The 24685-nt window shown below is 44.0% G+C and carries 23 protein-coding genes; 18 read left to right on the top strand and 5 right to left on the bottom strand.

The annotated features are described in order from the left end of the window. The first annotated feature begins 30 nt into the window (after positions 1-30). From IGI94_RS03280 to IGI94_RS03295, 4 genes are all read left to right on the top strand, one after another. Positions 31-1344, top strand: a complete 1314-nt coding sequence (locus IGI94_RS03280; protein ID WP_008377037.1) for a bifunctional folylpolyglutamate synthase/dihydrofolate synthase — start codon at positions 31-33, stop codon at positions 1342-1344. Beyond that, the gene (locus IGI94_RS03285) at positions 1337-2011 is read left to right on the top strand and encodes an HAD family hydrolase (protein ID WP_016611929.1); all 675 of its coding nucleotides are present in this window, start codon (positions 1337-1339) and stop codon (positions 2009-2011) included. The genes IGI94_RS03280 and IGI94_RS03285 overlap by 8 nt, the downstream gene beginning before the upstream one ends. A gap of 82 nt (positions 2012-2093) precedes the next feature. After that, positions 2094-2786: a RadC family protein gene (gene radC, locus IGI94_RS03290; RefSeq protein WP_438899427.1), complete on the top strand. Its 693-nt coding sequence runs from the start codon at positions 2094-2096 to the stop codon at positions 2784-2786. A 200-nt stretch (positions 2787-2986) separates the two neighbouring features. Further along, the gene (locus IGI94_RS03295) at positions 2987-3187 is read left to right on the top strand and encodes a cold-shock protein (RefSeq protein WP_005225155.1); all 201 of its coding nucleotides are present in this window, start codon (positions 2987-2989) and stop codon (positions 3185-3187) included. A gap of 142 nt (positions 3188-3329) precedes the next feature. Here IGI94_RS03295 and rnjA read toward each other — a convergent pair whose 3' ends face one another. Together rnjA and IGI94_RS03305 are read right to left on the bottom strand one after the other, a co-directional pair. Next, positions 3330-5009, bottom strand: a complete 1680-nt coding sequence (rnjA, locus tag IGI94_RS03300; RefSeq protein ID WP_005237517.1) for a ribonuclease J1 — start codon at positions 5007-5009, stop codon at positions 3330-3332. Between the two features lies 1 nt (position 5010). After that, positions 5011-5223: a DNA-directed RNA polymerase subunit epsilon gene (locus IGI94_RS03305; RefSeq protein WP_005225157.1), complete on the bottom strand. Its 213-nt coding sequence runs from the start codon at positions 5221-5223 to the stop codon at positions 5011-5013. A 402-nt stretch (positions 5224-5625) separates the two neighbouring features. Here IGI94_RS03305 and IGI94_RS03310 point away from each other — a divergent pair, with 402 nt between their 5' ends. The 3 genes from IGI94_RS03310 to IGI94_RS03320 all read left to right on the top strand — a co-directional run bounded on the left by IGI94_RS03310 (position 5626) and on the right by IGI94_RS03320 (position 9769). Next, positions 5626-7359: an ABC transporter ATP-binding protein gene (locus IGI94_RS03310; RefSeq protein ID WP_086372649.1), complete on the top strand. Its 1734-nt coding sequence runs from the start codon at positions 5626-5628 to the stop codon at positions 7357-7359. Next, a complete protein-coding gene (locus IGI94_RS03315) occupies positions 7356-9113 on the top strand; it encodes an ABC transporter ATP-binding protein (RefSeq protein WP_005237514.1) in 1758 nt (585 codons plus the stop codon). The genes IGI94_RS03310 and IGI94_RS03315 overlap by 4 nt, the downstream gene beginning before the upstream one ends. A gap of 62 nt (positions 9114-9175) precedes the next feature. Next, on the top strand, positions 9176-9769 hold the full coding sequence (locus IGI94_RS03320) for a gamma carbonic anhydrase family protein (protein ID WP_016611938.1): 594 nt from the start codon (positions 9176-9178) through the stop codon (positions 9767-9769). A 60-nt stretch (positions 9770-9829) separates the two neighbouring features. On the opposite strand, the gene clpP is transcribed toward IGI94_RS03320, so the two are convergent. After that, complete coding sequence (clpP, locus tag IGI94_RS03325) at positions 9830-10420, bottom strand: ATP-dependent Clp endopeptidase proteolytic subunit ClpP (RefSeq protein WP_005225161.1); 591 nt, start codon at positions 10418-10420, stop codon at positions 9830-9832. 175 nt (positions 10421-10595) lie between these two features. Between clpP and IGI94_RS03330 the strand changes: the two genes are divergently transcribed. The 6 genes from IGI94_RS03330 (at position 10596) to glnA (ending at position 16309) form a co-directional block, all read left to right on the top strand. Beyond that, positions 10596-11114 (top strand): hypothetical protein, encoded by a 519-nt coding sequence (locus tag IGI94_RS03330; RefSeq protein ID WP_008377057.1) that lies wholly within the window; start codon positions 10596-10598, stop codon positions 11112-11114. Positions 11115-11335: 221 nt separating this feature from the next. Beyond that, a complete protein-coding gene (locus IGI94_RS03335) occupies positions 11336-12085 on the top strand; it encodes a glycerophosphodiester phosphodiesterase (protein ID WP_016611940.1) in 750 nt (249 codons plus the stop codon). After that, the gene (gene miaA / locus IGI94_RS03340; RefSeq protein ID WP_438899429.1) at positions 12082-12999 is read left to right on the top strand and encodes a tRNA (adenosine(37)-N6)-dimethylallyltransferase MiaA; all 918 of its coding nucleotides are present in this window, start codon (positions 12082-12084) and stop codon (positions 12997-12999) included. Before IGI94_RS03335 ends, miaA begins: the two co-directional genes overlap by 4 nt. Beyond that, positions 12996-14240 carry a GTPase HflX gene (hflX, locus tag IGI94_RS03345; RefSeq protein WP_008377064.1) on the top strand — a complete coding sequence of 415 codons (1245 nt, stop codon included), beginning with the start codon at positions 12996-12998 and terminating at the stop codon, positions 14238-14240. Before miaA ends, hflX begins: the two co-directional genes overlap by 4 nt. Positions 14241-14528: 288 nt before the next feature. Beyond that, positions 14529-14909, top strand: coding sequence for a MerR family transcriptional regulator (locus tag IGI94_RS03350; RefSeq protein ID WP_005225166.1), 381 nt, complete (start codon positions 14529-14531; stop codon positions 14907-14909). A gap of 59 nt (positions 14910-14968) precedes the next feature. Continuing rightward, positions 14969-16309, top strand: coding sequence for a type I glutamate--ammonia ligase (gene glnA, locus IGI94_RS03355; RefSeq protein WP_005225167.1), 1341 nt, complete (start codon positions 14969-14971; stop codon positions 16307-16309). 319 nt (positions 16310-16628) lie between these two features. Here the strand turns inward: glnA and IGI94_RS03360 are convergent, their stop codons facing one another. Then, entirely contained in the window at positions 16629-17018 is a 390-nt protein-coding gene (locus IGI94_RS03360; protein WP_438899430.1) for a YxeA family protein, read from the bottom strand. A 234-nt stretch (positions 17019-17252) separates the two neighbouring features. On the opposite strand from IGI94_RS03360, the gene IGI94_RS03365 reads away from it, so the two are divergent. The 3 genes from IGI94_RS03365 to IGI94_RS03375 all read left to right on the top strand — a co-directional run bounded on the left by IGI94_RS03365 (position 17253) and on the right by IGI94_RS03375 (position 19651). Continuing rightward, a complete protein-coding gene (locus IGI94_RS03365; RefSeq protein WP_438899431.1) occupies positions 17253-17855 on the top strand; it encodes a LysM peptidoglycan-binding domain-containing protein in 603 nt (200 codons plus the stop codon). A 153-nt stretch (positions 17856-18008) separates the two neighbouring features. Further along, positions 18009-18710, top strand: coding sequence for a glucosamine-6-phosphate deaminase (gene nagB / locus IGI94_RS03370; RefSeq protein WP_008377071.1), 702 nt, complete (start codon positions 18009-18011; stop codon positions 18708-18710). 230 nt (positions 18711-18940) lie between these two features. Beyond that, positions 18941-19651, top strand: a complete 711-nt coding sequence (locus tag IGI94_RS03375) for an MgtC/SapB family protein (protein ID WP_429970148.1) — start codon at positions 18941-18943, stop codon at positions 19649-19651. Positions 19652-19722: 71 nt separating this feature from the next. Here the strand turns inward: IGI94_RS03375 and IGI94_RS03380 are convergent, their stop codons facing one another. After that, positions 19723-20538: a DUF92 domain-containing protein gene (locus tag IGI94_RS03380; RefSeq protein WP_438899432.1), complete on the bottom strand. Its 816-nt coding sequence runs from the start codon at positions 20536-20538 to the stop codon at positions 19723-19725. Between the two features lie 273 nt (positions 20539-20811). Here IGI94_RS03380 and IGI94_RS03385 point away from each other — a divergent pair, with 273 nt between their 5' ends. Then, positions 20812-23304, top strand: a complete 2493-nt coding sequence (locus IGI94_RS03385) for a TIM-barrel domain-containing protein (RefSeq protein WP_438899433.1) — start codon at positions 20812-20814, stop codon at positions 23302-23304. 33 nt (positions 23305-23337) lie between these two features. Continuing rightward, positions 23338-24678, top strand: a complete 1341-nt coding sequence (locus tag IGI94_RS03390; RefSeq protein WP_438899434.1) for a citrate transporter — start codon at positions 23338-23340, stop codon at positions 24676-24678. Positions 24679-24685 lie beyond the last annotated feature (7 nt).

A 24685-nucleotide genomic window follows, 5' to 3' on the forward strand; every position in this document is an offset into this window, starting at 1 on the left:
TTTTGTTAAAATAGGAGCGAGGTGAGCGAGATGACAAGCGAAGAAGCAACAGCGTGGATCCATTCGCGTTTGACATTTGGGCAAAGACCTGGATTGATGCGTGTCGAAGCATTATTAAAACGGATGGGTAATCCTGAAAAAAAGGTGACCATGATCCATATCGCCGGTACGAATGGCAAAGGATCGACCGTCAGTTATTTGCGCAGTCTTTTAGAAGAAGCTGGGCAGCAAGTGGGGACCTTTACTTCCCCACACATTGAAGCGTTCAATGAACGAATTGAAATCAACGGACAATTTATATCAGATGAGGACTTGGTCGCTTGGGTGGAAAAAATCCAGCCGCTGGTTGCTGAAATTGATCGCGATGAAACGTTGACGGGCATTACCCAGTTCGAGATCATTACCGCTATGGCATTAGGCTATTTTGAAGAAAAAAAGGTCGATGTTGCGATTATTGAAGTTGGCTTAGGGGGACTCTTAGATAGTACCAACGTTATTTCTCCTATTTTGACCGCGATCACGACGATCGGCATGGATCACATGGATGTCTTAGGAGATACCATTGAAGCGATCGCTGCCCATAAGGCAGGGATCATCAAGCCGCAAACACCCCTTGTTACTGGCAATATCGTTGAAAGTGCGCTTTCGGTGATCGATTTGAAAGCTACAGAAGCACAGGCACCCGCTTATCATGCAGGGCAAGAGTACCGTGTGACCTATCGTCGTCCCGATGAAGAATGGGGCGAATTATTTGATTTTGAAAATGAGCATGGCAAAATCAAAGGCTTGAAAACACCGATGTTAGGCCGCCATCAACCAGAAAATGCCGGTGTTGCGATCCAATTATACAGCCTGTATTGCGACCTGCGGCAACTGCCCTTTTCAGCCAAAGAGATTCGCAATGGCTTGCGAAAAGCCTATTGGCCCGCCCGGATGGAACGAATCAGTAGTGAGCCACTAGTGATTATCGATGGTGCCCATAACGTACACGCCATGGCTCGTTTAGTAGATACGATGAAAGAAGAGTTCAGCGACTATCGCATCCATGTACTGTTTTCAGCGCTTGAAACCAAAAACGTCAATGAGATGCTTCAGCAATTGCTATCGATTCCCCAAGCCGAGATTTATTTAACGACCTTCGATTTTCCCAAAGCACTGCATTTGGCAGACGGCTATCAGGAACTCGATGAAAAACGAATCTCAACCGTTTCTTTATGGCAGTTTGGCTTGGCAGAATTATTAGAAAAAATGACCAATGAAGATTTGCTGCTGGTGACAGGATCCTTGTATTTTGTTTCAGAAGTTCGTGAATTGTTGTTGGCAATAGGAGGAAGAAATGGCTAAGTTACGTGGTGTGATTTTCGATATGGACGGCTTGATTTTTGACACGGAGCTGCTTTATTACCAAGCGACTCAAATCGTGGCTGATCAAATGGGTATTCCCTATACAAAAGAGTTATACCTAGCCTATGTAGGTGTTTCGGATGAAGAAGTCTGGGCAGCTTATCATGAGAGATTCGATGAAGCCTTTGGTCATCAGATGATTGAAGAATTTATTCAAGCGGCTTTTCAGCAAACGTTGGAAATGTTCCAACGGGGCGAGGCTGAATTGAAGCCGGGGATCCACGAGTTATTGCATTATCTTGATGAGAAAAAGATTCCCCGAGTGTTGGCGTCTAGTAACCAGCGCAAAGTGATCGACACCTTGCTGGAAGCAGCAGACTTAACGGCGGAATTTCCTAAGATCGTCTGCTTTGATGATGTCACACGGGCAAAACCAGATCCTGAGATTTTTGAAAAAGCTCATGCATTACTGGCGGTACCAAAAGAAGAATTGGTGATCCTTGAGGATTCGGCTAACGGTATTCATGCTGCTCATGGGGCTGGGATCTCAGTCATTATGATTCCCGATTTGATCGCGCCGACGACCATCATTGAAGAAAAAGTCTTGAAAGTCTTGCCTTCACTAGAGGATGTCCCAGATTTTCTAGAAACGGCTTTTTCGATTTAACTGTGATTTTTTGCGCATCTTATTCATGAAATACTCTCTCCTTTGCGTATCTTTTATTAGACCGACGCAAAGGAGTTTTTTTATGATCAATGAAACAGAGATTCCCCAAAGCTCGTTTCCACGAGAGCGCTTAGTGCAATATGGGGTTGATGCCCTTTCGAACCAAGAACTGTTGGCAATTTTGTTGCGGACTGGCTCACGGCCCCTAAATGTCTTGGAATTAGCGGCTAGTGTCTTGAATCGTTTTGAAGAATTGTATGAATTAAAAGAAGCGACAATCGATGAATTACAAGAAATTCGCGGCGTCGGACAAATCAAAGCCATCGAGATCAAAGCGATGATTGAATTAGGTGTGCGGATCCAGCGGTCTGTTCAACCAAAGTACGGCAAGATCAACTCCAGTATGGCGATCGCTCATCAGCTGATCCAAGAATTAAAAGACTTTCGTCAGGAGCACTTGCTAGGGATTTATTTGAATACCAAAAATGAGATCATTCAAAAAAAGACGATCTTCATCGGATCGTTGAATCAGTCGATCGCTCACCCACGGGAGATTTTTCATTGGGCGGTACGCTACAGTGCCGCACGAGTGATCGTCGTTCACAACCATCCCAGCGGTAGTCCCCAAGCCTCAGAGGCAGATCTGCTGTTTACACGCCGCTTGATCAAGTGCGGAGACTTGATGGGGATCGAACTACTGGATCATTTAATTATTGGCGACAATACCTATGTTAGTTTGCGAGAAGAAGGCCTCTGGCAACAAGAAAATTGCTGACACAACGGCTAATTTGCGAACATTATTAAAAATAAAGGTGAATTGTCTAATCGTCTGTCTTGCAAAAAAATACGGGCAAGTGTAAAATATTATTGTAATTTTGTTTGCTGAATAGATGTTGAAACGCACGTTAGGCCTCTATCGCACAAAGGCAATGTTACACATAATTAAGTGCTTATGCACGAGGAGGTTTTTTTATAATGGAACAAGGTACAGTAAAATGGTTCAATGCTGAAAAAGGGTTTGGTTTTATCTCTCGCGAAGACGGTACAGACGTATTTGTACACTTTTCAGCGATCCAAGGTGAAGGATTCAAAACTTTAGAAGAAGGTCAAGCAGTAACTTTCGACGTGGAAGATTCTGATCGTGGACCTCAAGCAGTTAACGTAAACAAAGCGTAAGCTTTCAAACAAACTGCCAGTAAGAGCACTTTGAAATCAAAAACCCAAAAGACCATCGATTCGATGGTCTTTTTTTTCTTTTTGCAACGGAAAGGAAAAAGGGGAGTTCCCAGTAACCTGAGAACTCCCCTTGCATGTGAAACTATAAATTATCCGGTGTCATGATCATTGAAAGGATCATTGGATGACGCTCGGTTTTTTCAAATAGGAATGGCTGTAAAGCCGATGACATCGCTTCTCTTAATTTGTGCTCTGTTGGGTCTGGTTGGTTCAAGACTTCTCGCAACGCACGGAAGAGAATTTGTTGGGCTTCGTTGATCATCTCGCCGGATTCCCGCATGTAAACAAACCCACGAGAAAGAATATCTGGTCCAGCAAGAACTTCTTTCTTCGCCACATCGACTGTCGCTACCGCTAAGACGAGGCCTTCTTCTGAAAGAATACGACGATCTCGTAAGACGACATTCCCGATATCACCGATACCGCTGCCGTCGACATAAACATCATTGGCATTGAAATGACCAGCCAAGCGAGCGGTATCCGCTGTTAAGGCCAACATGTCACCATTTTCCATAATGAAACAATTTTCTTTTGGTACACCGACATCTTGTGCCAGTTGGGTGTGGATGTTCAGCATCCGAAATTCCCCGTGGACAGGCATAAAGAATTTTGGCTTCATTAGACGCAACATCAGTTTTTGTTCTTCTTGGCCACCGTGACCAGAAGTATGGATGTTGTTCAATTTGCCATGGATCACGTTTGCGCCAGCTTCCAACAGTAAGTTGATCAGCTGGTTGACACTCGTGGTATTTCCTGGGATCGGTGAGCTTGAGAAAATCACGGTATCATCTGGGTGAATTTGGATTTGACGGTGAGTCCCGTTGGCAATTCGACTTAAAGCAGCCATTGGCTCTCCTTGAGAACCCGTACAAAGGATCATGGTTTCGTTTGCAGGCAAACGGTTGATCTCATGAGATTCTACAAAGGTTCCATCTGGCACCTTGATATAGCCAAGGCGCTGTCCGTTGACGATCGCATTTTCCATACTGCGTCCAAAAACGGCGATTTTACGTCCAGTCGCAACCGCCGCATCTGCAGCTTGTTGGAGACGGAAAATGTTGGAGGCAAAGCTGGCGAAAATGATCCGACCATCGATTTTTTCAAAAATCTTTTGGATCGAGCTGCCGATCGTTTTTTCTGATTTGGTAAAGGTCGGAATTTCTGCATTGGTACTATCGGAAAGGAGGCAAAGGACGCCTTCTTCACCAATTTTTGCCATTTTGTGCAAGTTTGCTGGTTCGCCCACAGGCGTAAAGTCAAACTTGAAATCGCCAGTTGCGACGATATTGCCAGAAGGCGTTTTGACAACGACACCTAAAGCATCAGGGATACTGTGAGTCGTTCGGAAGAAGCTGATGGATGTTTTACGGAAACGAATCACCGTATCTTCATTGATTTCGTGTAATTCCGCGTCCCGCAATAAGCCATGCTCATCTAATTTGTTGGTGATCAAAGCAAGTGCCAAGGGTCCCGCATAGATCGGGATATTGGCTTCCCGCAACAAGTAAGGGATTCCGCCAATATGGTCTTCGTGACCATGAGTGACGATCAAGCCTTTGACTTTCGGTAAATTTTGAACGATGTAGCTATAATCGGAAATGACATAGTCGATCCCAAGCAGTTCATCTTCGGGGAATTTGATTCCCGCGTCAATTAAGATGATCTCATCTTGGAATTGAACCCCATAACAGTTTTTTCCGATTTCGCCAAGTCCACCGACGCCGAATACGCCAGTCTCATTATTTTTCAGCGAAACTTTCATCTTAAAACTCCGCTAATTTGAAATCAGCGTTTTCTTTTTCGTAAGCTAAATGTTTTTCATCTAGTTCTTGAACGAACTCGATGTTGTATGGGGTATTTTGTTCAACCAGACGGCGTGCGATCACTGCATCGTCTGCTTCAATGTACAAAGAGTGGGTTTGTTCTCTCTTTGGGTTGCGGTCTTTTGTTTCTTGGTAATAAATTTTGTAAATCATATCTTTTCTCCTTTATCTGCTTTTCGCAGTAGTCTATTTGGTTGATGAATTCGCTGCATCACAAAATCGAGGTCCGAATAAAGTGACCTGAAAAGAAGGCTTCGAGAGCCGCTGCATGCTTTTTTCAGACAATCGTTGTGAGAAAAAAGAGAAAGCCTCGTCTTTGCTTTCCAAATGTCGTCATAAAAAATTCACCGGGTTTGTAAGTCGTTCCACTACAAGTATCCCTAGTTTATCACAGAAAAACGAATAAGTATAGAAACACGTCATTTTTGAAAAGGCTTACTGAAAGAAAATGAAACGACTATTTCCGAAGTTTACTTTTTTTCGTTGAAAGTGCATTACAATAAGAATATTCCTATGCTATAGTAGAAGTAATGAAGTAAAAAAGGAGGGGATTTTTTGAAATTAATGTGGCACTATACGATGAGAAACAAAAAACTGCTGGTTTTTAATTTCATCTGTGTTTTTGGTTTTATTTTGATTGAATTAGGTTTGCCGACGTTATTGGCAAGAATGATCGACAAAGGGATCGCCGCTGGTGATCGCGACTACATATGGAAAATGGGTGCGGCGATGATCGCGATCACCATTGTGGGGATCACGATGAACATTTTGTTAGGCTATTTCACGTCACGTATCACCACTAACATTGTGGCAGATATTCGTGACGATCTTTTTGAAAAAGTCCAAGGCTATTCACATACTGAATATGAAAAAATCGGGGTTTCATCATTGATCACCCGTGTGACCAATGATGCGTATCAAATCATGCTGTTTATGCAAAGCATCTTACGGACGGGTTTGATGACACCCATGATGTTTGTGGTCAGCTTGTACATGGTCATGCGGACAAGTACACAACTAGGGTTATATGTCTTGGGGGCATTGCCGATATTGCTAATGGCAGTCATCGCCATTGCCAAAATCTCGGAACCATTATCCACCAAGCAACAAGCCAATCTAGATAAAATCAATGGCATCTTGCGGGAAAATCTCTCTGGTTTACGAGTGATCCGTGCCTTCGTCAATGAAAAATTTGAAGAAAAACGCTTTGGCAAAGTCAACCAAGCCTATGCGTCTAGTTCTCGCAGCTTGTTTCGCTTGATGGCAACGGCACAACCGGGCTTTTTCTTCTTATTCAATATCGTGATGATCTTGATTATTTGGACGGGAAGTATTCAAATCGATCAAGGGCAACTGCAAGTCGGTGACTTGATTGCGTTTATCGAATACATCTTCCATGCGCTGTTTTCTTTCATGCTGTTTGCGACCGTCTTTACGATGTATCCACGAGCGGCCGTTTCTGCTCGCCGAATCCAAGAAGCGTTAGATGCGACTTCTGAAATCAAAGAGCCAGAACAGCCAGTGACAGAAACTAAGACAAAAGGTTTCTTGGAATTTAAAAATGTTACCTTTGCTTATCCGGGACATGCGCAAAGTCCAGTGATTCGTAATGTTAGCTTTACCGCTTCACCAGGTGAAACTGTGGCGTTTATCGGTAGTACCGGGAGCGGGAAATCGACCTTGATCCAATTGATTCCGCGTTTTTACGACGTCAGTGAAGGCCAAGTCTTGGTGGATGGCGTTGACGTTCGGGATTACAGTTTAACGACTTTGCGCAACAAGATCGGGTTTATCCCTCAAAAAGCGTTGCTATTTACAGGGACGATCGCAGAAAACCTGCGCTATGGGAAAGAAGATGCCACGCAAGCAGAGCTGGAACGAGCAGCCGAGATTGCGCAAGCGGCCGATTTCATTTCTCGCACACCAGATGGCTTTGATGCTCATTTGGCAGAAGGCGGAAGCAACTTCTCTGGCGGACAAAAACAACGTTTAGCGATTGCCCGTGCGGTGATTCGCCAACCAGAGATCTATATTTTTGATGATAGTTTTTCTGCATTGGATTACCAAACGGATGCAAAATTGCGGGCACGCTTGAAAAAAGAAACCACGGAATCGACCGTTTTGATCGTTGCTCAACGAGTAGGAACGATCATGAATGCCGATAAGATCGTCGTCTTGAATGAAGGCGATGTGGTTGGGATCGGTACCCACAAAGAACTGCTGCAAACTTGTCCAGTATACTACGACATTGCGGCGTCACAATTATCAGAGGAGGAGTTGGCACAATGAAAGCAATCTCTTCTTTAAAACGGTTAGGTGCTTACATCAAACCATACAAAGTACAATTTATCCTAGTCTTGCTGTTTACAGTTGCAACCGTCGGCTTCAATGCGGCAATGCCGTATGTTTCTGGATTGCCGACGACAGAGATCAGCCGCAACATCGCTGCAGGCGAAGGCGTTAATTTTGATTACGTGATCCTTTGCTTGATCTGGATCGCAGTCGTTGGTGTCGGTTACTGTTTCTCACAATTGATGTCAGGGCTGCTGATCACCAACGTTGTCCAATCTGCGATGCGAGATTTGCGGCAAGACATTGAAGAAAAAATCAATCGTCTGCCCGTTTCTTACTTCGACCGCAACCAGCAAGGGAATATCCTGTCAAGGGTGACCAATGACGTGGATGCCGTCAGCGGTGCGATGCAGCAAGCCTTGATCGGGATCGTCAATGCCTTCTTAGGAATCATTATGGCGGTTTCTATGATGTTTTATATCAATACTTACATGGCATTGGTTTCATTGATCATGATCCCAGCCTCCTTATTAATTTCTCGCACAATCGTCAAAAAGTCGCAAAAGGACTTCCAAGGCATGCAAAATGCGTTAGGAGATCTGAACGGCTACGTACAAGAAAACATGACTGGATTCAGTGTGTTGAAAGTGTATGGACGGGAAAAGCAAACACTTGAAGGGTTTAAAAACGTTAACCACCAGTTGCGCTATTACGGCTTTCGTTCTGCCTTTGTGTCAGGATTGATGATGCCACTGGTGCAAATGACCGCTTACTTTACCTATATCGCAATGGCAGTCATGGGTAGTTTTTACGTGATCAGCGGCGTGATCGTTGTTGGTCAGCTGCAAGCGTTCATTCAATACATTTGGCAAGTCAGTCAGCCAATGGGGAACATTACCCAGTTGTCTTCCGTCTTACAAAGTGCCTCAGCAGCAGCAAAACGGGTCTTTGAAATCTTAGATGAGGAAGAAGAGCCAGTCAATCGAACCGATATCCAATTACCGGAACAAATCAGAGGCGACGTGACCTTTGAACATGTCGGCTTTGCTTATGATCCGAAAAAACCATTGATCAAAGACTTGAACTTTGAAGTCAAAGCTGGACAAACTGTGGCGATCGTTGGACCAACAGGTGCTGGGAAAACGACCTTGATCAATTTGTTGATGCGTTTTTATGATGTCAATGAAGGGGCCATCAAGATCGACGGCATCGACACGAAGAAGATGGAACGTCACGATGTCCGCTCACTGTTTGGGATGGTTTTACAAGATGCGTGGTTGTATGAAGGCACGATCGGCGATAACATTCGCTTTGGGAAATTAGATGCCACCGATTATGAAGTCGTTGATGCAGCGAAAACCGCCAATGTGGATCACTTCATTCGTACGATGCCAGATGGCTACGAGATGATCATCAATTCTGAAGGCGACAATGTCTCTTTGGGACAAAAACAATTGTTGACCATCGCCCGGGCAGTCATCTCTGATCCGAAGATTTTGATTCTCGATGAAGCCACCAGTTCGGTAGATACCCGCTTAGAAGCGCTGATTCAAAAAGCAATGGATAAAGTGATGGAAGGTCGTACCAGCTTTGTGATCGCCCATCGTTTGTCAACGATTCGTGAAGCGGATCTGATCTTAGTGATGGATCAAGGGTCGATCATTGAAAAAGGCAATCACGAGACCTTGTTGGCAGCTGGCGGCTTTTATAGCCAACTGTATCAAAGTCAATTTTCAGAAGAAGCCGAGTAAGCCGAAAAGAGCGTCCAGTCTGACTGGCGCTCTTTTTGCATTGTAGCAAGGGTGGTGCTATAGTGAAAAAAGAAAGCGCAGATCCGTTTATGGATTGGAAGGAGAAGTTGATGGACAAAGAACAATCAGGGAATGAAACCCAAAAAACAGTTTCGCCCGCCTCGCCGCAAGCGACACCTTGTTTTGTGGCAAAAAATGCGACGATCGTAGGAAACGTGACTCTAGGAAAAGATAGTACGGTCTGGTTTCAAGCAGTGATTCGAGGCGATGCCAATCGAATCGAAATCGGCGCGCGTACCAATATTCAAGATGGAACGATCATCCACGTTGATCACGATGCCCCGACGATCGTTGAAGACGATGTGACTGTTGGGCATCAGTGTATGCTCCATGGCTGTACCATCAAAAAAGGGGCTCTGGTCGGCATGAGCTCGATCGTTTTGAATCATGCCGTGATCGGCGAAAATAGTTTGTTAGGTGCCGGTTCGTTAGTGACGGAAGGAACCGTCATTCCTCCTAATGTGTTGGCGTTTGGTCGTCCGGCACGAGTGATCCGCCCGTTGACAGAAGAAGAGATCGCCAAAAATCAGGCAAACATCACGCATTACGTGGAAAATGGGCATGCTTACCAACAAGGTCAATATGGCGAAGTCTGACGATGAACCAAAAGACGCAAAAAGGTGTACGAAGCAATTCGTACACCTTTTTATGCAAGCTTATTTCAATTTGTTTGATTCCATGATCTCGTCGATCAAGCCGTAGTCTTTGGCTTCTTGTGCGGTCATGAAGTTGTCGCGATCGGTATCGCGTTCAATCACTTCGATTGGTTGACCAGTACGTTCTGATAAGATTTTGTTCAGACGTTCGCGGGTTGCCAAAATGTGGCGGGCAGCAATTTCAATCTCAGTTGCTTGACCTTGTGCGCCACCTAATGGTTGGTGAATCATGATTTCGGCATTTGGTAACGCAAAACGTTTGCCTTTTTCACCAGCGGTCAATAAGAATGAACCCATAGAAGCAGCCATCCCCATAACGATGGTTTGGACATCGGCTTTGATAAAGTTCATGGTATCAAAGATCGCTAGACCAGCAGTAACGCTTCCGCCAGGCGAATTGATGTACAAGTAGATGTCTTTTTCAGAATCTTGCGCGTCTAAGAATAAAAGCTGAGCAATGATCGAGTTTGCTAAGTCATCGGTTACTTGACCACTCAACATAATGATCCGGTCTTTTAATAGACGAGAATAGATGTCATACGCTCTTTCACCGCGAGATGATTGTTCAATGACAGTAGGAATTAAATTCATAGTGATAGTCCTCCTAAAAATCGTTATAGATATAGTTTAGCATAAAGTTTTCGCAATATCTAAGAGATAGTATACCGATTAGGTCAAGAAAGGTCAAATAAAAAGTTCGTTATCTTTTTTGCGAAACTTTCAAATATGATACAATATTAAAAAAGGAATGAGGAAGGATCGAAGAATGGCAGTAGCAATAGCAGGTTTGATTGGCGTCTTAGTGGGCGCATTGTTAGTAACCATCATTTTTAATTTACGCATACGGTATGAGGAACAAAAAGAAAAACAACGCCGTTTGTTGGAGCATAAAGTCAAAGAAATCGAAACGCTGGTTTTATTGAATCAAAAAATCAGTGAGATTCTACAAAAACGGGTCATGCTGATGGATGAGTATGTCAGCTTTGATGCCTTTGACGACTGTTATATCACCATCGATGATTTTGCCTATCTACAATCTTTTGCGGCGCAAAACAGTTTTTATCTACCGAATTTTTTCTTGGAAGAATTTTTCAAAAAAATCGGGACACGTCGGGTGATTTTGTCGCCAGAGGAAACCGTTAAGATCGGTGGGTATACGTATAAAGGCGGTCGGATCATTATGGAAAATTTCCTTGATCAATTGGTTGAAATGGTCAATGAGCGTAAAAACCAAATGAAAAACATGACGAGCGAACCGTTGACCTATTTTTCAAAAACGATTTGATTCTTCTGGTCAGTCGGTCGCCTTGGTTAAGGTAACCAAACCATAGTATCGACGATTGCACTTTTTCAACTGATCACACACACTCTTACTGCGATCATAGTAAGAGTGTTTTTCTTTGACCGAAACAAAGCGCTGTCCCCTTAAAAGGATCAAAACAAACAGAGGCTTTTTGGTTCTAGCAGATTCCATGGTAAAATAAAGAGTGAGAATGGAGTGAAAGAATGATGGTACAAATCGTTGCCCACCGCGGGAGTAGCGGCAACCGACCTGAAAACACGCTACCGGCATTCGCGGAAGCGGTGCGGGTCAAAGCTGATATCATTGAGTTAGATGTACATCTATCAAAAGATGGCGGCTTGATCGTCATGCATGATGAAACGGTTGATCGAACGACCAACGGCAAAGGTCGGATCTGTGACCTGACGGTTGCTGAACTAAAAGAACTCAATGCCGGCAGCTGGTTTTCTGAGGAATTCCAAGCCGCCAAAGTCCCCACGCTAAAAGAAGTGTTGGATTTGCTTGCAGCGAAGAATTATCGTGGCATTTTGACGATCGAATTAAAAACCGATCATTATGAGTATGAAGGAATCGAAGCCAAAGTATCCGATTTATTGAATAGCCAAGAATGGCCTTTTACTCATTGGTATTGTTCCTTTAATATCGAGACTTTGGATCGGATGCATGCGATCGAACCGGATGCGATCCTTGATTTTATTATGGGACGCGGGGAAGACAAACCACCGTTGGCGCTCAGCCGACCGTATATCGAAGGAATTCATCCGGCCTATCGCTGGGTCCAAGAGACAGCAACGGTCTTGACTGATTTTCCGATTGCAATCCGTCCGTGGACTGTCAATGAAGAAGCGGCGATTCGCACCTGCTTGGCTTTGGGGTTGACCGGGATCATCACCGATTTTCCAGAAAACGCTCGGGCAATTGTGCAGCAGGTCCGCGAGGAAACAAAAGGATGAAAAAAGTCTTAGTGATCGTGGGACCGACCGCAGTCGGTAAAACCGCCTTGAGTATCCAATTAGCTCAAAAATACCATGGGGAGATCATCAGCGGGGATTCCATGCAAATTTATCGACAATTAGATATCGGTACCGCCAAAGTGACGAAGGAAGAAATGGCAGGGATTCCTCATCATTTGATCGATATTCGTGCAATGACGGAAACGTATTCTGCCGCTGATTTCCAGCAAATGGGGCGTGAAGCCATTGAGACGATCCAGCAGCAAGGAAAGCTGCCGATCGTTGTGGGGGGGACAGGGCTATACATCCAAGCGCTTTTGTATGACTTTCGTTTAGGGGCAGAAGAAGGCGACCCAACGATTCGTCAGCGCTATGAACAAGAAGCAGCAGCCATCGGCAAAGAAGCTCTATGGCAAAAGCTGCAGGCGGTCGATCCCTTGACAGCAGCGAAGATCCACTACAACAATGAGCGGAAAGTGATTCGTGCGTTGGAGGTTTTTGAAATGACTGGCGAAAGTATTGCTGCACCAAAAGAAACACCGCAAGTTTTGTACGATTTCTTCATGATCGGTTTAACCACTGAGCGAGAATTGTTATACCAGCGAATCAATCAGCGAGTGGACTTAATGATGGATCAAGGCTTGATCGAAGAAGCAAAAGCTGTTTTGCAGTATCCAGAAACGCAAGCCGCAAAAGGGATCGGCTACAAGGAATTTTTGCCCTATTTTCACGGGCAGGCCACATTGGATGAAACCATTGAGCAAATCAAGCAAAACTCACGCCGCTACGCCAAGCGGCAGCTGACGTGGTTCAATAACCGAGCACAGCCCCGATGGATTGATTTAGTGAGACAACCTGAAGAACAACGTACCCTTGAAACAGAAATCAACCAATGGTTGGAGGAGAAAAGATGAGCCAAGAACGTGTGATTCTTGTCGGAGTAGAAACGGAGAAAAACTATCTTCATTTTGATTCGTCAATGAAAGAATTGAAAAGCTTAACAAAAACCGCCAATGGCGAAGTTGTTTTTTCACTGGTGCAAAAACGGCAGCAAGTCGATCGACAAACCGTGATTGGCAAGGGGAAAGTTGTGGAATTGCAGCAGTTGGCAGAAGCACATGAAGCAGATCTAGTGATCTTCAATCATGAACTGACACCAAGGCAAAGCCAGTTGATCGGTGATGCGCTAGAAGTGCCAGTGATTGATCGCGTCCAGCTGATCCTCGATATTTTTGCGATGCGTGCCCGTTCCAAAGAAGGAAAGCTGCAAGTAGAATTGGCGCAGCTGGATTATTTGCTTCCACGTTTGATAGGGCAAGGAAAGAACATGTCTCGGCTGGGGGGCGGAATCGGAACGAGAGGGCCAGGGGAAACCAAGCTGGAGACCGATCGTCGACACATCCGCAACCGCATCACCATCATCAAACGGGAATTGAAGGAAGTGGCCGCCCATCGAGACCGGACACGCCAAAAGCGCAAAGACAGCCAAGTCTTTCAAATGGGCTTGATTGGTTATACCAATGCCGGAAAATCAACTATTTTAAATATTTTAACCAGTGCGGATACCTATGAACAAGACCAGCTGTTCGCAACACTCGATCCTTTGACGAAACGCTGGCGGATGCCGGAAGGATTTGAAGTCACCATTACCGATACGGTTGGCTTTATCCAAGAATTGCCGACCCAATTGATCGATGCGTTTCATTCCACACTGGAAGAAAGTCAAAACATGGACTTCTTGCTGCATGTCGTCGATGCCAGTTCCGAAGAACGGGTTCAGCAAGAGGAGACCGTCTTGAAGTTAATGGAAGAACTTTCTTTGACCCAATTACCGATGTTGACGGTCTATAATAAGGCGGATCGCATCGACGCCGATCAGTTTGTCCCAACGCTCTTTCCCAACGTCTTGATTTCGGCAAAGAGTACCAAAGGCAAAGAACGCTTGACTCAGGCGATCAAAATGGAGTTGATGCAGATCATGCAGCCTTATCATCTGGTTCTGCAAGCCGATGAAGGCAATGCGCTGAATCGTTTAAAACGGGAGTCACTAGTTTTGAGCAATGCCTTCGATGAAGCAACACAGACCTATCATATCAAAGGATTTGCGCTTGAGGATACCTATCCACTACGCAGAATGGCGCAAGAACAGGAATAAGCAGAAACGGTGCAACCGATGCACCGTTTTTTTGTCGTGACAAAATTATGAAGTATAAGTGGTTTGGCTTGCTTTGAACGCAAAAACCGAACATTTTTGGCTAAAGCACCATTTCTTCCATAAAAACAACTGCTTGAACATACGATCAAATCAAGGACCTAATGAAAAAATCAAAAAAATTTGCATTCATGTCACATTTTCTAACATGAGGGGTTGACACGCAAAAAAAGAATTGGTATAGTTTCCATAAAGTTACGCAGCATCATTGAAACGGAGGGGAGCCAAGTTATGCGGGAAAAAGAATTGCGGCGCTCAATGTCAGTCTTTCCTATCGGAACAGTCATGAAATTGACCGATCTCACCGCCCGTCAAATTCGTTATTACGAAGAACAAGAATTGATCCACCCGGAACGCAGCGATGGCAATCGACGCATGTATTCGCTGAATGATATTGATACCTTGCTAGAGATCAAAGACTATCTTTCCGATGGACTGAACATGGCTGGGATCAAACGAGTTTATGAAATGAAAGTTGCCAAAGAAAAAGAAGCGAAGAACAAACCGCCGCTGACCGATGAAGATGTTCGTCGAATTTTTTATGATGAACTCTTGGCTCAAGGTGGATTGAATCAACAACAGCCATACCAGCAAAAAGGTCCACGAATGTAGAACATTTGTAGATCATTGCTGTGATATAAAAAAAGAATTGGGAAAAAGGAAGGGATACTATGCCAAAATTTGAAAGAACTGCCGAAGACATCAAACAAATCGTAAAGGATGAGAACGTGCGCTTTTTACGCTTGATGTTTACTGATATTTTAGGAACAAACAAGAACGTTGAAGTACCTGTAAGTCAATTAGATAAAGTACTGGAAAACAAAATGATGTTTGACGGTTCTTCTATTGAAGGATTTGTCCGTATTGAAGAAAGTGACATGTATCTGTATCCTGATTTGTCGACATGGATGATCTTCCCTTGGGAAAGTGAACATGGCAAAGTGGCTCGTTTGATCTGTGATATCTACAATCCAGATGGCACCCCATTTGCAGGCGACCCTCGCGGTAACTTAAAACGGGCATTAGCGGACATGCAATCCCTTGGCTTTACTTCTTTCAATCTTGGACCAGAACCAGAATTTTTCCTATTCAAATTAGATGAAGCAGGCGAAATCACAACGGAATTAAACGACAAAGGCGGCTACTTCGATTTTGCCCCAACCGATCTAGGGGAAAACTGCCGTCGCGATATCGTATTAGAATTAGAAAGCCTTGGCTTTGAAGTTGAAGCGTCTCACCATGAGGTAGCACCAGGGCAACACGAGATCGATTTTAAATATGCGGATGCAGTGGAAGCATGTGACAACATCCAAACCTTCAAACTTGTCGTGAAAACTATTGCTCGTAAACACGGCTTGCATGCAACCTTCATGCCAAAACCATTATTCGGCATCAACGGTTCAGGCATGCACTGCAACATGTCCTTGTTCAAAGGCGATGAAAATGTCTTCTTTGATGAAGAAGGGCCAATGCAATTAAGCCAAACAGCGTATCACTTCTTAGGCGGTTTGATCGAACACGCCCGTGCTTACACAGCTGTCTGCAACCCAACCGTCAACTCCTACAAACGCTTAGTGCCAGGTTACGAAGCGCCTGTATACGTGGCATGGTCAGGACGCAACCGTTCACCATTGATTCGGGTACCAGAATCAAGAGGCTTGTCAACGCGTTTGGAATTGCGTTCGGTTGACCCATCAGCCAACCCATACTTAGCAATGGCTGTTTTACTGCAAGCAGGACTTGATGGCGTTAGACGTGAGTTGACACCACCACCAGCAGTCGACCGCAACATCTACATCATGAACGAAACAGAACGTGCAGAAGCACAAATCGAAGATCTGCCATCAACGATCCACAATGCCATCAAAGCATTGCGCAAAGATCAAGTGATGATCGATGCTTTAGGCAAACACATCTATGCCAACTTTGTCGAAGCAAAACGATTAGAATGGGCAGCCTTCCGCCAAACAGTCTCCGAGTGGGAAAGAGAACAATACTTGGAGCTATACTAAAATCGCAAGAAAACCGCTAGAGATAAACAATCTAGCGGTTTTTTTATGATGAACTCAGCTTTTATCCTAATAATTCTCGGTTTATTTATTTCCGATAGTCAATAACTGGTTGATCAAAATTTGAACAGAAAAACATTGCGAAGCTAGAGCGGTTCTGTCTATAAGGCGCGTAAATTTTGCCTGATCATTGAGAAAAAATAAAAAATACCAGTCGGGCGAGGACTGGTAAGAGGAAGAAAAATAATTTTGGTATAAAGCTAGCATAGCCGGTCAAAGTAAAATGAACCTTAAAAAGTAGAAAGTTTCTTGTAAGAAGTCCTTATTCGTCAAAGGTTTCCAGCTCAGACAGTATTTTTGCTGGGACTTCTGATTGAGGGACTTCATTGGGACCCGAGATGACACGGGTTTTACTGATCTCTGCTTTGACTAAGGTATTTGGCGCGAATGGCTTCACATTTTCACCAGAAAGATCATAGGTCATGAGTTCTTTCTCACCGTTTTTCTTAACAAACTCAAACGTGTACTTATACGTAAAGGAGCCATCGATTTTTTCACCGGAATCGCTGTACGTTTGGGTCTTTTCTGGGACTTTGTTGGGCGTGATGGCATAGGCCGTTATCCCTTGATAAGTTGTTGTATAGTAAGTGCAGCCAAAATAGCCACCTACTGCTAAAATCAAAACGCCAAGCGTCAAAAGTAGTTTTTTCATGTGCATCGATCCTTTCAATTACTGGGTTTACTATAGCATGATGGAGCCAAAATCATTCATCGAAATGGATAACAATATTGTAAGTTTACTGTTTATCAACAAAAAGCTTGTAATTTTCTGTTTAACAATTGTGATAATGAAAAACATTTCTGAAACCTTCCTGCAATATTGTAATGTTATTCTCTTACTTGTGCCCGATAGCGGGACAAATAATCAAAAGAGAGGTTTTTTCATTTGAAAAAATTTGCATTTACAGTTGTTGCAGGATTTGGTTTATTCGTTGGAGGAACAGTTGTTTCAGCAGCAGAACAAACCCATGTTGTCGAACCAGGAGACACCCTATCTGGGATCGCTGCTACTTATCAAACAACGATCGAAGACCTTTTAGCTTTGAATGATTCGATCGAAAATCCAAATATGATTTTTGATGGCGAAACATTGTTGGTTTCTAACGATGGCCAATCAGTAGAAAACAAAGAAACAAGTACGAAAGAAAGCACAGAAAAAAGTGAATCTACAGCGACTGCTAACGTGAATCAAACCCTTTCAAGCATTCCTGGTGCTGGTTCTGGAGTCCTGAATCCAGTGGATGGGATCAACTACTTCAATGGTGTGAGAGAATCGTACTACTCACAAAAAGTTTTGCCAGGAGGCGGATTGAACATCCCTGGACGCCATGTAGCCTCTGACGGAACCATCCGTGATGCCGATGGGTACATCGTTGTTGCCAGTGACAATCAACCGAAAGGTTCGACCGGTCAATCATCCTTAGGTGCCTACAAAGTCTATGACACAGGTGTCGGTCATAGCGGTATTGATGTTTATACGAATTGGTAAACAAGTAGAATACGAGTAGAGACGAGCGCATTTTAGAGCTCGTCTTTTTTTGATTGCCGAGAAAAAATCGTCATCTGGTCTAGACTAATTATTGTAATTCAACACAACCTGTGGTATTATTGGACTATACCAAATAGAAACGGAGCGCTGATCATGGAAATTATTCGCGTTAAAGATGCTGCTCAAGGCGGAAAGAAAGCTTTTGAATTGATACAAGAAGGTATGGCAAATGGTGCCAAAGTGCTAGGTTTAGCAACAGGAAGCACGCCAGAAACCCTTTATGCAGAAATGACTGCCAGTGAAGTTGATTTTTCAGAAATGACTTCAGTCAACTTAGATGAATATGTTGGATTAGGCGGCGAAGACGAACAAAGCTATCGTTACTTCATGAATGCACATTTATTCAACAAAAAACCATTCAAAGAAACCTTCGTACCAAACGGCAAAGCGGAAGATTTAGAAGCGGAATGTCAACGCTACGATGGCGTGATTGCGGATCACCCAGTTGATATCCAAATCTTGGGTATTGGTCAAAACGGACATATCGGCTTCAACGAACCTGGTGCATCCTTTGAAGGAACGACCTCAGTCGTTGATTTGACTGAATCGACCATCAATGCCAACAAACGCTACTTTGATAAAGTCGAAGACGTCCCAACGACGGCAATTTCCATGGGGATCGGTTCAATCATGCAAAGCAAAAAGATCATTTTGATGGCATTTGGCGAAGTCAAAGCGGATGCGATCCAAAAAATGATCGAAGGACCCGTAACCAACGAATTACCAGCTTCAGTTTTACAAAAGCATGATGACGTGATCGTGATCATCGACGAGGCTGCTGCCAGCAACCTGTAAAACAAAATCAGCCCTTTTCAGAAATAAGTCAGAAGGAAAACGCGCCATCCTTGCAGCTTCCCTCTGCGCTTGTGCAGTAATGCCAGCGCAGCTGCGAGCGATGGTTCGGATCTATCTTGCTTATTTCTGAGGAGGCTTTTTTTATTTGGCCGCTCTAGCGATGTTTTTTCCTTTTTTCCATCAGAGATGCTATAGTTAAAAGAGAGAATACGAAGAAAAGAGTGATGCAAATGGTTGATATGCATTTATCCATTCCTGAAGTAGCACTGAGGTTGCTGTTGGCGATGGTCATGGGTGGCACGATTGGGTACGAGCGGCAGTACAAAAGCCGACCAGCTGGTCTTAGAACCCATATCTTGGTTTGCATGGGGGCTTGTGTCATTGCTTTGATCCAAGTGGAGATCGCCACAGGTGCCATGCGAGATGCGCTGGATCATCCAGATTTAGCAGGCGTGATTCGTTCGGACGAAGCACGATTGATTGCACAAGTCGTCAGCGGGGTCGGTTTTCTAGGCGCCGGAACGATCATTGTGACGAAGCGCTCCGTGACGGGGTTGACGACGGCTGCTTCCTTATGGGCGATCGCCGGTTTAGGAATTGCCATCGGGATGGGCTTTTACACCATCGCATTAAGCAGTTTTATCGGGATCTTCTTTGCATTGACGATCGTTAAGCGGATCGTTCGCGTACCAACAGCAAAGAAATTGGAGATCCAGTACATTCATCGCACCGAGACCAAAGAGTTTTTGACGGAGTACTTCCAAGAGAAAAATATCGTGATCGAAGATGTCAATTTTGATGTCAAATTCATGGAAGACTATCGCATTTATACCAACATTTATACGATTGATCTCCCGCGAGGACTAGGCTTTTCTGAAGTGATCGAAGAATTGTCTGTCTACAAAAATGTCACGAAGATCCGCTTGGTGGATATTGCTTAACGGGTATTGAATCAAAAAGCAGCAAGACACATCACATTAGTGAGATGCCTTGCTGCTTTTTTTATGATGCGTTAGACATTTTTTAAGTAAAAGAAACACACAGTCAAAATAACGATCACTATTGAAGTCAGCAAATTGACCCCTTCATTCGTTACAAAGGAAAGACCGCCGACTTGCTTGGTCGCAACGTCGTGGTGGACTTTTTTTTCGGTGTATTGGTGACAGACTGGGCATTGATAGCGCACCTGAATCGCTGCGCCCAGTAAGCTGTCCAAAAGACTACCGCAAAAGCCTAAAGCAGTCAAAGTCAACCAGAGATCAAGGGAGAACGGCTTGCCGTTCAACCATAAGGCTGCTGCGAATAAACCAGTGATGGCGAGACTCCCTGCTAGGGAAGCGGCAGTTCCCAACCAACTAACACCGCCGGAAAGTCCCGGTGGTAATTTTTTTCCCGTTAGTAAGTGACGCGGTGGACTTGGACTCAGCACGCCGATTTCTGAGCCCCAAGTGTCAGCCGTACAGCTAGCGATTCCCGCCACAAATCCCCAAAGGAATAGCGGTTCTTTCGTCCAAAAGGCAAGCAGTAGAGCAAAGATGCTTGGTGCGATGTTTGCAAAGACTTGTTTTGCATCACGGCGAGCACCTTTGGCAAGCACAGCTAACTCTGGCTGACGGCGCATTTTCTTTAAAAGACCAATGATGCCAGAGCTGGCAAAGAAAAAGCCAATCAAAAAGATGCTGTACCACGGACCAAAGCCAATAACCAGTGTGCCGCAAAGAATCGCAGCCAGTGCGCCAGAAATAGTCAGCCACTGAAAGACGAATGCTGACGCTGCAACGAATATGCTGGCAAACAATCCTAGCATGAATTGATAGAAGAAAACCATTTGAACACTCCTTTTTGCTGAATAGACTAAACGTATTATAAATCACTTCGCTATCGAAAAGGCAACCCAAAGGATCAGACTCAGGTTGCAGAAGTGAGGAGGACAATTCTCGAAATCTGTCCGTTGTATATTAATATATGAGAAGTTACTATTATCAATAAGCAAACGGTCATAGAAAATTGCTCTTCATAGATAGAAAGCAATTATTTTTTTTAGTGTAAGTGAAAGCGATTTCTAAGTCCGTTTTTGTGACAATCGTTTAAGGAGGTATATATGAAGATTGCAACAAGTGTCATCGATAGTCAAGAAGAAAATCACTGTTTTTTGATTCGAACAAATGGCTGTTTAGTGAAGATCATGTTCTTGACTGACGAAATTATTCGGATTGGTGCCAGCTTTGATGAGGAATTTGATGAGGCGTCTTACAGTCTAGTGTTGACTGGCTGGGAAGATCGCTTCGATCAGTTGATTGGAGCAGAGCGTCAGCGAGTCAATTTACAAGAATTTCAGGTCCTTGAAGAGGAAGACAAGATTGGGTTGATCGGCAAGAAATTGAAAGTGTTTCTCTACAAGGATCCCTATCAATTGGTGATTTACGACCAAGAGGACTTGGTTTTGCACAAAGATATCGTCGATCTTGCATTGATGGAAGATGCGAATAAGCGCAAAATCCACACCAGTGAAATAGTAGAGGGAGATTGCTTCTACGGATTTGGGGAAAAAACAGGTGCCATAGAGAAAAGTCATACTTTTATGGTTATGAGTCCTCGCGATACGATGGGCTATGACCCTAAAAATGCCGATTCTCTTTATAAACACATTCCCTTCTATGTAAAAAGCAATAAGCGAACAAAAGTTGCCAGTGGTTACTTTTATCACACCACGTATGAATGTGATTTTGATATGGGGCGTTCACATAGTAATTATTGGAAGAAGCACAGTCGTTTTCGAGTAGACGGTGGAGACATTGACTTATTTTTTATTGCAGGACCAACGATTAAAGAAGTGGTTCAGCGCTATACCTCGTTGACTGGACGGTCGGCGATGCTACCTAAATATGCATTGGGCTACCTAGGTTCTTCCATGTATTATTCTGAACTAGCTAAAGATTGCGATCAAGCGATCATTGATTTCATCGATACCGCTAAAGAAGAATCGGTACCGATCGATGGCTTCCAGTTATCTTCAGGCTATTGCAATCATGAGGGGCAGCGCTACTTTTTTACGTGGAACAAGGAACGATTTAAAGACCCTAAAGGATTCTTCGCTGAGATGGAGAAACGGGGTGTCACGACCTCGCCTAATGTCAAACCCGGGATTCTCTTAACGCACCCATTCTTTCAGGCGCTTCAAGAAGAACAAATTTTTGTGAAAGACAGCATGGACAAAGGTAAAAATGCTTTAGGTACTTGGTGGGGAGGAAAAGGAGTTTTCGCTGATTTTACCAATCCCCATACACGGAGGATTTGGAAAAAGTATTTAAAGGAACATGTCTTATCTTACGGTGTAACCAGTGTTTGGAATGATAATTGTGAATATGAAAGTATTGTCGATCAAGATGCTCGTTGTTTTTATGATGGGAAAACCGGTACCATTGGTCAGCTGCGTCCAATCATGGCAAATCTTATGTGCCAAATCACAACCGAAGCCATCATAGAAGAGCACCCGAACACCCGACCTTTTGTGGTTTGTCGGGCAGGCCATGCGGGAATTCAGCGTTTTGCCCAATCGTGGTCTGGGGATAACCGAACGAGTTGGGAGTCGCTAAAATACAACATCGCGACAGTTTTAGGAATGGCGCTTTCTGGGGTGACCAATTATGGCTGTGATATCGGTGGCTTTTATGGGGATGCTCCTGAAGAAGAGCTGTTTGTCCGCTGGGTCCAAAATGGGATTTTCCAGCCCCGCTTCTCGATTCACTCAACTAATACTGATAATACGGTGACTGAACCCTGGATGTTTTCTGCAAGTAAGCAACGGATTGCAGAGGCGATCCAATTTCGATACAAAATGATTCCGTATTATTATTCCTTGATGGTGCGGGCGGCTGAGACTGGTTTGCCAATTATTCAACCGACCTTTATGAAATTTCTAGAGGATGCGAACTGTTATGACAATGGCATTGATTTTATTGTCGGAGAATCATTACTCGTAGCGAATGTCGTGGAAAAAGGCCAAAAAGTCCGTGAGGTCTATTTGCCAGAAGGGGCAGTGTATTATGACTTTTATTCACGACAGAAGTACCAAGGGGGCCAAACACTAGCCATTCCTGTGACGATCGATAGTGTCCCATTGTTCGTGATTGGTGGATCTATCACCCTTTTTGCAGCGAATGAAGTGAGAAATCTTCATTCTGAGGCGGTCACTGATCTAGAGATTTTAGTGGCACCAGATCAAGCTTGTCACTTCACCCATTATGAAGATGACGGGAAATCATTGGCTTACAAGACAGGCGCCTACGTCAAAGAAGAGATCCATGTGGAACCTGGAGAACAGGTCAAAGTGACAGTGAAACGAACGGGTGACTATCCAACACAGATCGAAAAGATTCTTTTAAAAATCATCAACCATGAAAAAGCGCCTTTTTGGGTAACGATTGATGATCAGCTTGTTCCTCATTTTCAGCATCGAAAGCAATTCGAGGCTGCGAAGGAAGGCTGGTACTATAGTCAAACCATGGGGCAAGTCTTTATCAAATACCCAAATCCAAAAGTAGATTATCAAGTGGTGATCTCCTTTGAAAACTTTGATTTGTTAGGGATGTAAGAAAAAGAAATGTAAAAACGAGGAGGAAAAGAAATGATTACACAGGTATTAGGCGGATTGGTCATTTTGTCGATTTTATTTATGGCTTTTTATTGTATCAAGGGCTATAACATGACCGTTGGCTTTTTCTTAATGAGTGCGATTTGGATCGCTATTAGTTTTGCCGGAAATATGATTGAGCCCAATAGTGCTATGGAGGGATTAACCGCGGTTGAAGTGCTGACGGATGTCTTCCAAGCGGGCCCCGAAGCCTACGGACGAAATGTTTTAGTCAATGTGTTGTTCGGGGCATTCTTTGGTACCGTTTTGATTGAAACAGGGATTGCTTCAACTTTGATTCGTAAGACCGTGGAATTAGGCGGCGATCATCCACGAGTGACCGTCAACTTGCTGTGCTTGGTTACAGCGGTATTGTTCACTTCGTTAACTGGTGTCGGACCATACATTGCTATTGGGGTAGTTGTTTTACCAATCATGCTGGCATTAGGTATCTCACCACTTGTTTCCGTTTTTGCTTTTATTGGTTCAGCGGGAGTGAGTGCCTCCTTCTTGAATGTAGTGAATTTCCAACAGTATCAAACGATTTTCGAAACGACGAGTCCAGAATTTGCGAATTATAGTTACAATGATTATTTCCCGTTTGCGATCGTGGCAGCGACGATTTCTTTGATCGTGATCTTGACGATCGTTAATGTGAAGATCGGGAAAGCTAGAAAAGTCTATTCATGGGATGCAGGGCAGTCTACTGCGAAAAGTGCCCCGGCCATTTCACTGATTTCCGTTGCTATGCCTGTCATTTTATTGATTGCATTTAATCTACCCGTGATCCTTTCCTTTATTTTATCCAGTTTGTTTGCACTGATCACGACAGGGCATCTAAAAGGCGGCTTTGTGGAGGCCAGTCGGAAAATTGCCAAATATGGGTCTGATGGGGCAATCAGTGTTGCACCGATGATGGCGTTTTTGTTAGCCATCGCCACTTACAATGCGGCAGCTGCGTATGTCGCTCCTTATCTAGGTGCATTATTAAGCCCAGTGATTCCTGCAACCACATTAGGATTGGTGATCGTGTTTGGCGTCTTTGGTGTCTTAGGGCATTTTAGAGGGCCGATGAACTTAGTCGGAAGCGGTCTTGCACTTTTACATGTCGTAGCTGCGGTAACAAGTTGGCCGATTCAATTTCTCTATCCATTGTTTATCGTGACAACGATCATTCCCCAAGGACTAGACATTACCCTTTCAGGAGCAGTCTGGGCATTGGATTATGCCAAAGTACAGTCCAAAGATTATATGCGTCTTGGGATTCCAACGTCAGCGACCCTATGTGTCATTATGGCAATCGTTGTCTATCTCATGTACGGATCTTTAATGTAAAAAATCA

Source organism: Enterococcus sp. AZ149 (assembly GCF_051714285.1).
GTDB classification, from domain to species: Bacteria; Bacillota; Bacilli; order Lactobacillales; family Enterococcaceae; genus Enterococcus_D; species Enterococcus_D entomosocium.

What these genes read in the sequence shown, in the direction of transcription:
- IGI94_RS03280 (WP_008377037.1), top strand. Translation starts at nt 31, where the DNA reads ATGACAAGCGAAGAAGCAACAGCGTGGATCCATTCGCGTTTGACATTT.
- IGI94_RS03285 (WP_016611929.1), top strand. Translation starts at nt 1,337, where the DNA reads ATGGCTAAGTTACGTGGTGTGATTTTCGATATGGACGGCTTGATTTTT.
- radC (WP_438899427.1), top strand. Translation starts at nt 2,094, where the DNA reads ATGATCAATGAAACAGAGATTCCCCAAAGCTCGTTTCCACGAGAGCGC.
- IGI94_RS03295 (WP_005225155.1), top strand. Translation starts at nt 2,987, where the DNA reads ATGGAACAAGGTACAGTAAAATGGTTCAATGCTGAAAAAGGGTTTGGT.
- rnjA (WP_005237517.1), bottom strand. Translation starts at nt 5,009, where the DNA reads ATGAAAGTTTCGCTGAAAAATAATGAGACTGGCGTATTCGGCGTCGGT.
- IGI94_RS03305 (WP_005225157.1), bottom strand. Translation starts at nt 5,223, where the DNA reads ATGATTTACAAAATTTATTACCAAGAAACAAAAGACCGCAACCCAAAG.
- IGI94_RS03315 (WP_005237514.1), top strand. Translation starts at nt 7,356, where the DNA reads ATGAAAGCAATCTCTTCTTTAAAACGGTTAGGTGCTTACATCAAACCA.
- clpP (WP_005225161.1), bottom strand. Translation starts at nt 10,420, where the DNA reads ATGAATTTAATTCCTACTGTCATTGAACAATCATCTCGCGGTGAAAGA.
- IGI94_RS03330 (WP_008377057.1), top strand. Translation starts at nt 10,596, where the DNA reads ATGGCAGTAGCAATAGCAGGTTTGATTGGCGTCTTAGTGGGCGCATTG.
- IGI94_RS03335 (WP_016611940.1), top strand. Translation starts at nt 11,336, where the DNA reads ATGATGGTACAAATCGTTGCCCACCGCGGGAGTAGCGGCAACCGACCT.
- miaA (WP_438899429.1), top strand. Translation starts at nt 12,082, where the DNA reads ATGAAAAAAGTCTTAGTGATCGTGGGACCGACCGCAGTCGGTAAAACC.
- hflX (WP_008377064.1), top strand. Translation starts at nt 12,996, where the DNA reads ATGAGCCAAGAACGTGTGATTCTTGTCGGAGTAGAAACGGAGAAAAAC.
- IGI94_RS03350 (WP_005225166.1), top strand. Translation starts at nt 14,529, where the DNA reads ATGCGGGAAAAAGAATTGCGGCGCTCAATGTCAGTCTTTCCTATCGGA.
- glnA (WP_005225167.1), top strand. Translation starts at nt 14,969, where the DNA reads ATGCCAAAATTTGAAAGAACTGCCGAAGACATCAAACAAATCGTAAAG.
- IGI94_RS03360 (WP_438899430.1), bottom strand. Translation starts at nt 17,018, where the DNA reads ATGAAAAAACTACTTTTGACGCTTGGCGTTTTGATTTTAGCAGTAGGT.
- nagB (WP_008377071.1), top strand. Translation starts at nt 18,009, where the DNA reads ATGGAAATTATTCGCGTTAAAGATGCTGCTCAAGGCGGAAAGAAAGCT.
- IGI94_RS03375 (WP_429970148.1), top strand. Translation starts at nt 18,941, where the DNA reads ATGGTTGATATGCATTTATCCATTCCTGAAGTAGCACTGAGGTTGCTG.
- IGI94_RS03380 (WP_438899432.1), bottom strand. Translation starts at nt 20,538, where the DNA reads ATGGTTTTCTTCTATCAATTCATGCTAGGATTGTTTGCCAGCATATTC.
- IGI94_RS03385 (WP_438899433.1), top strand. Translation starts at nt 20,812, where the DNA reads ATGAAGATTGCAACAAGTGTCATCGATAGTCAAGAAGAAAATCACTGT.
- IGI94_RS03390 (WP_438899434.1), top strand. Translation starts at nt 23,338, where the DNA reads ATGATTACACAGGTATTAGGCGGATTGGTCATTTTGTCGATTTTATTT.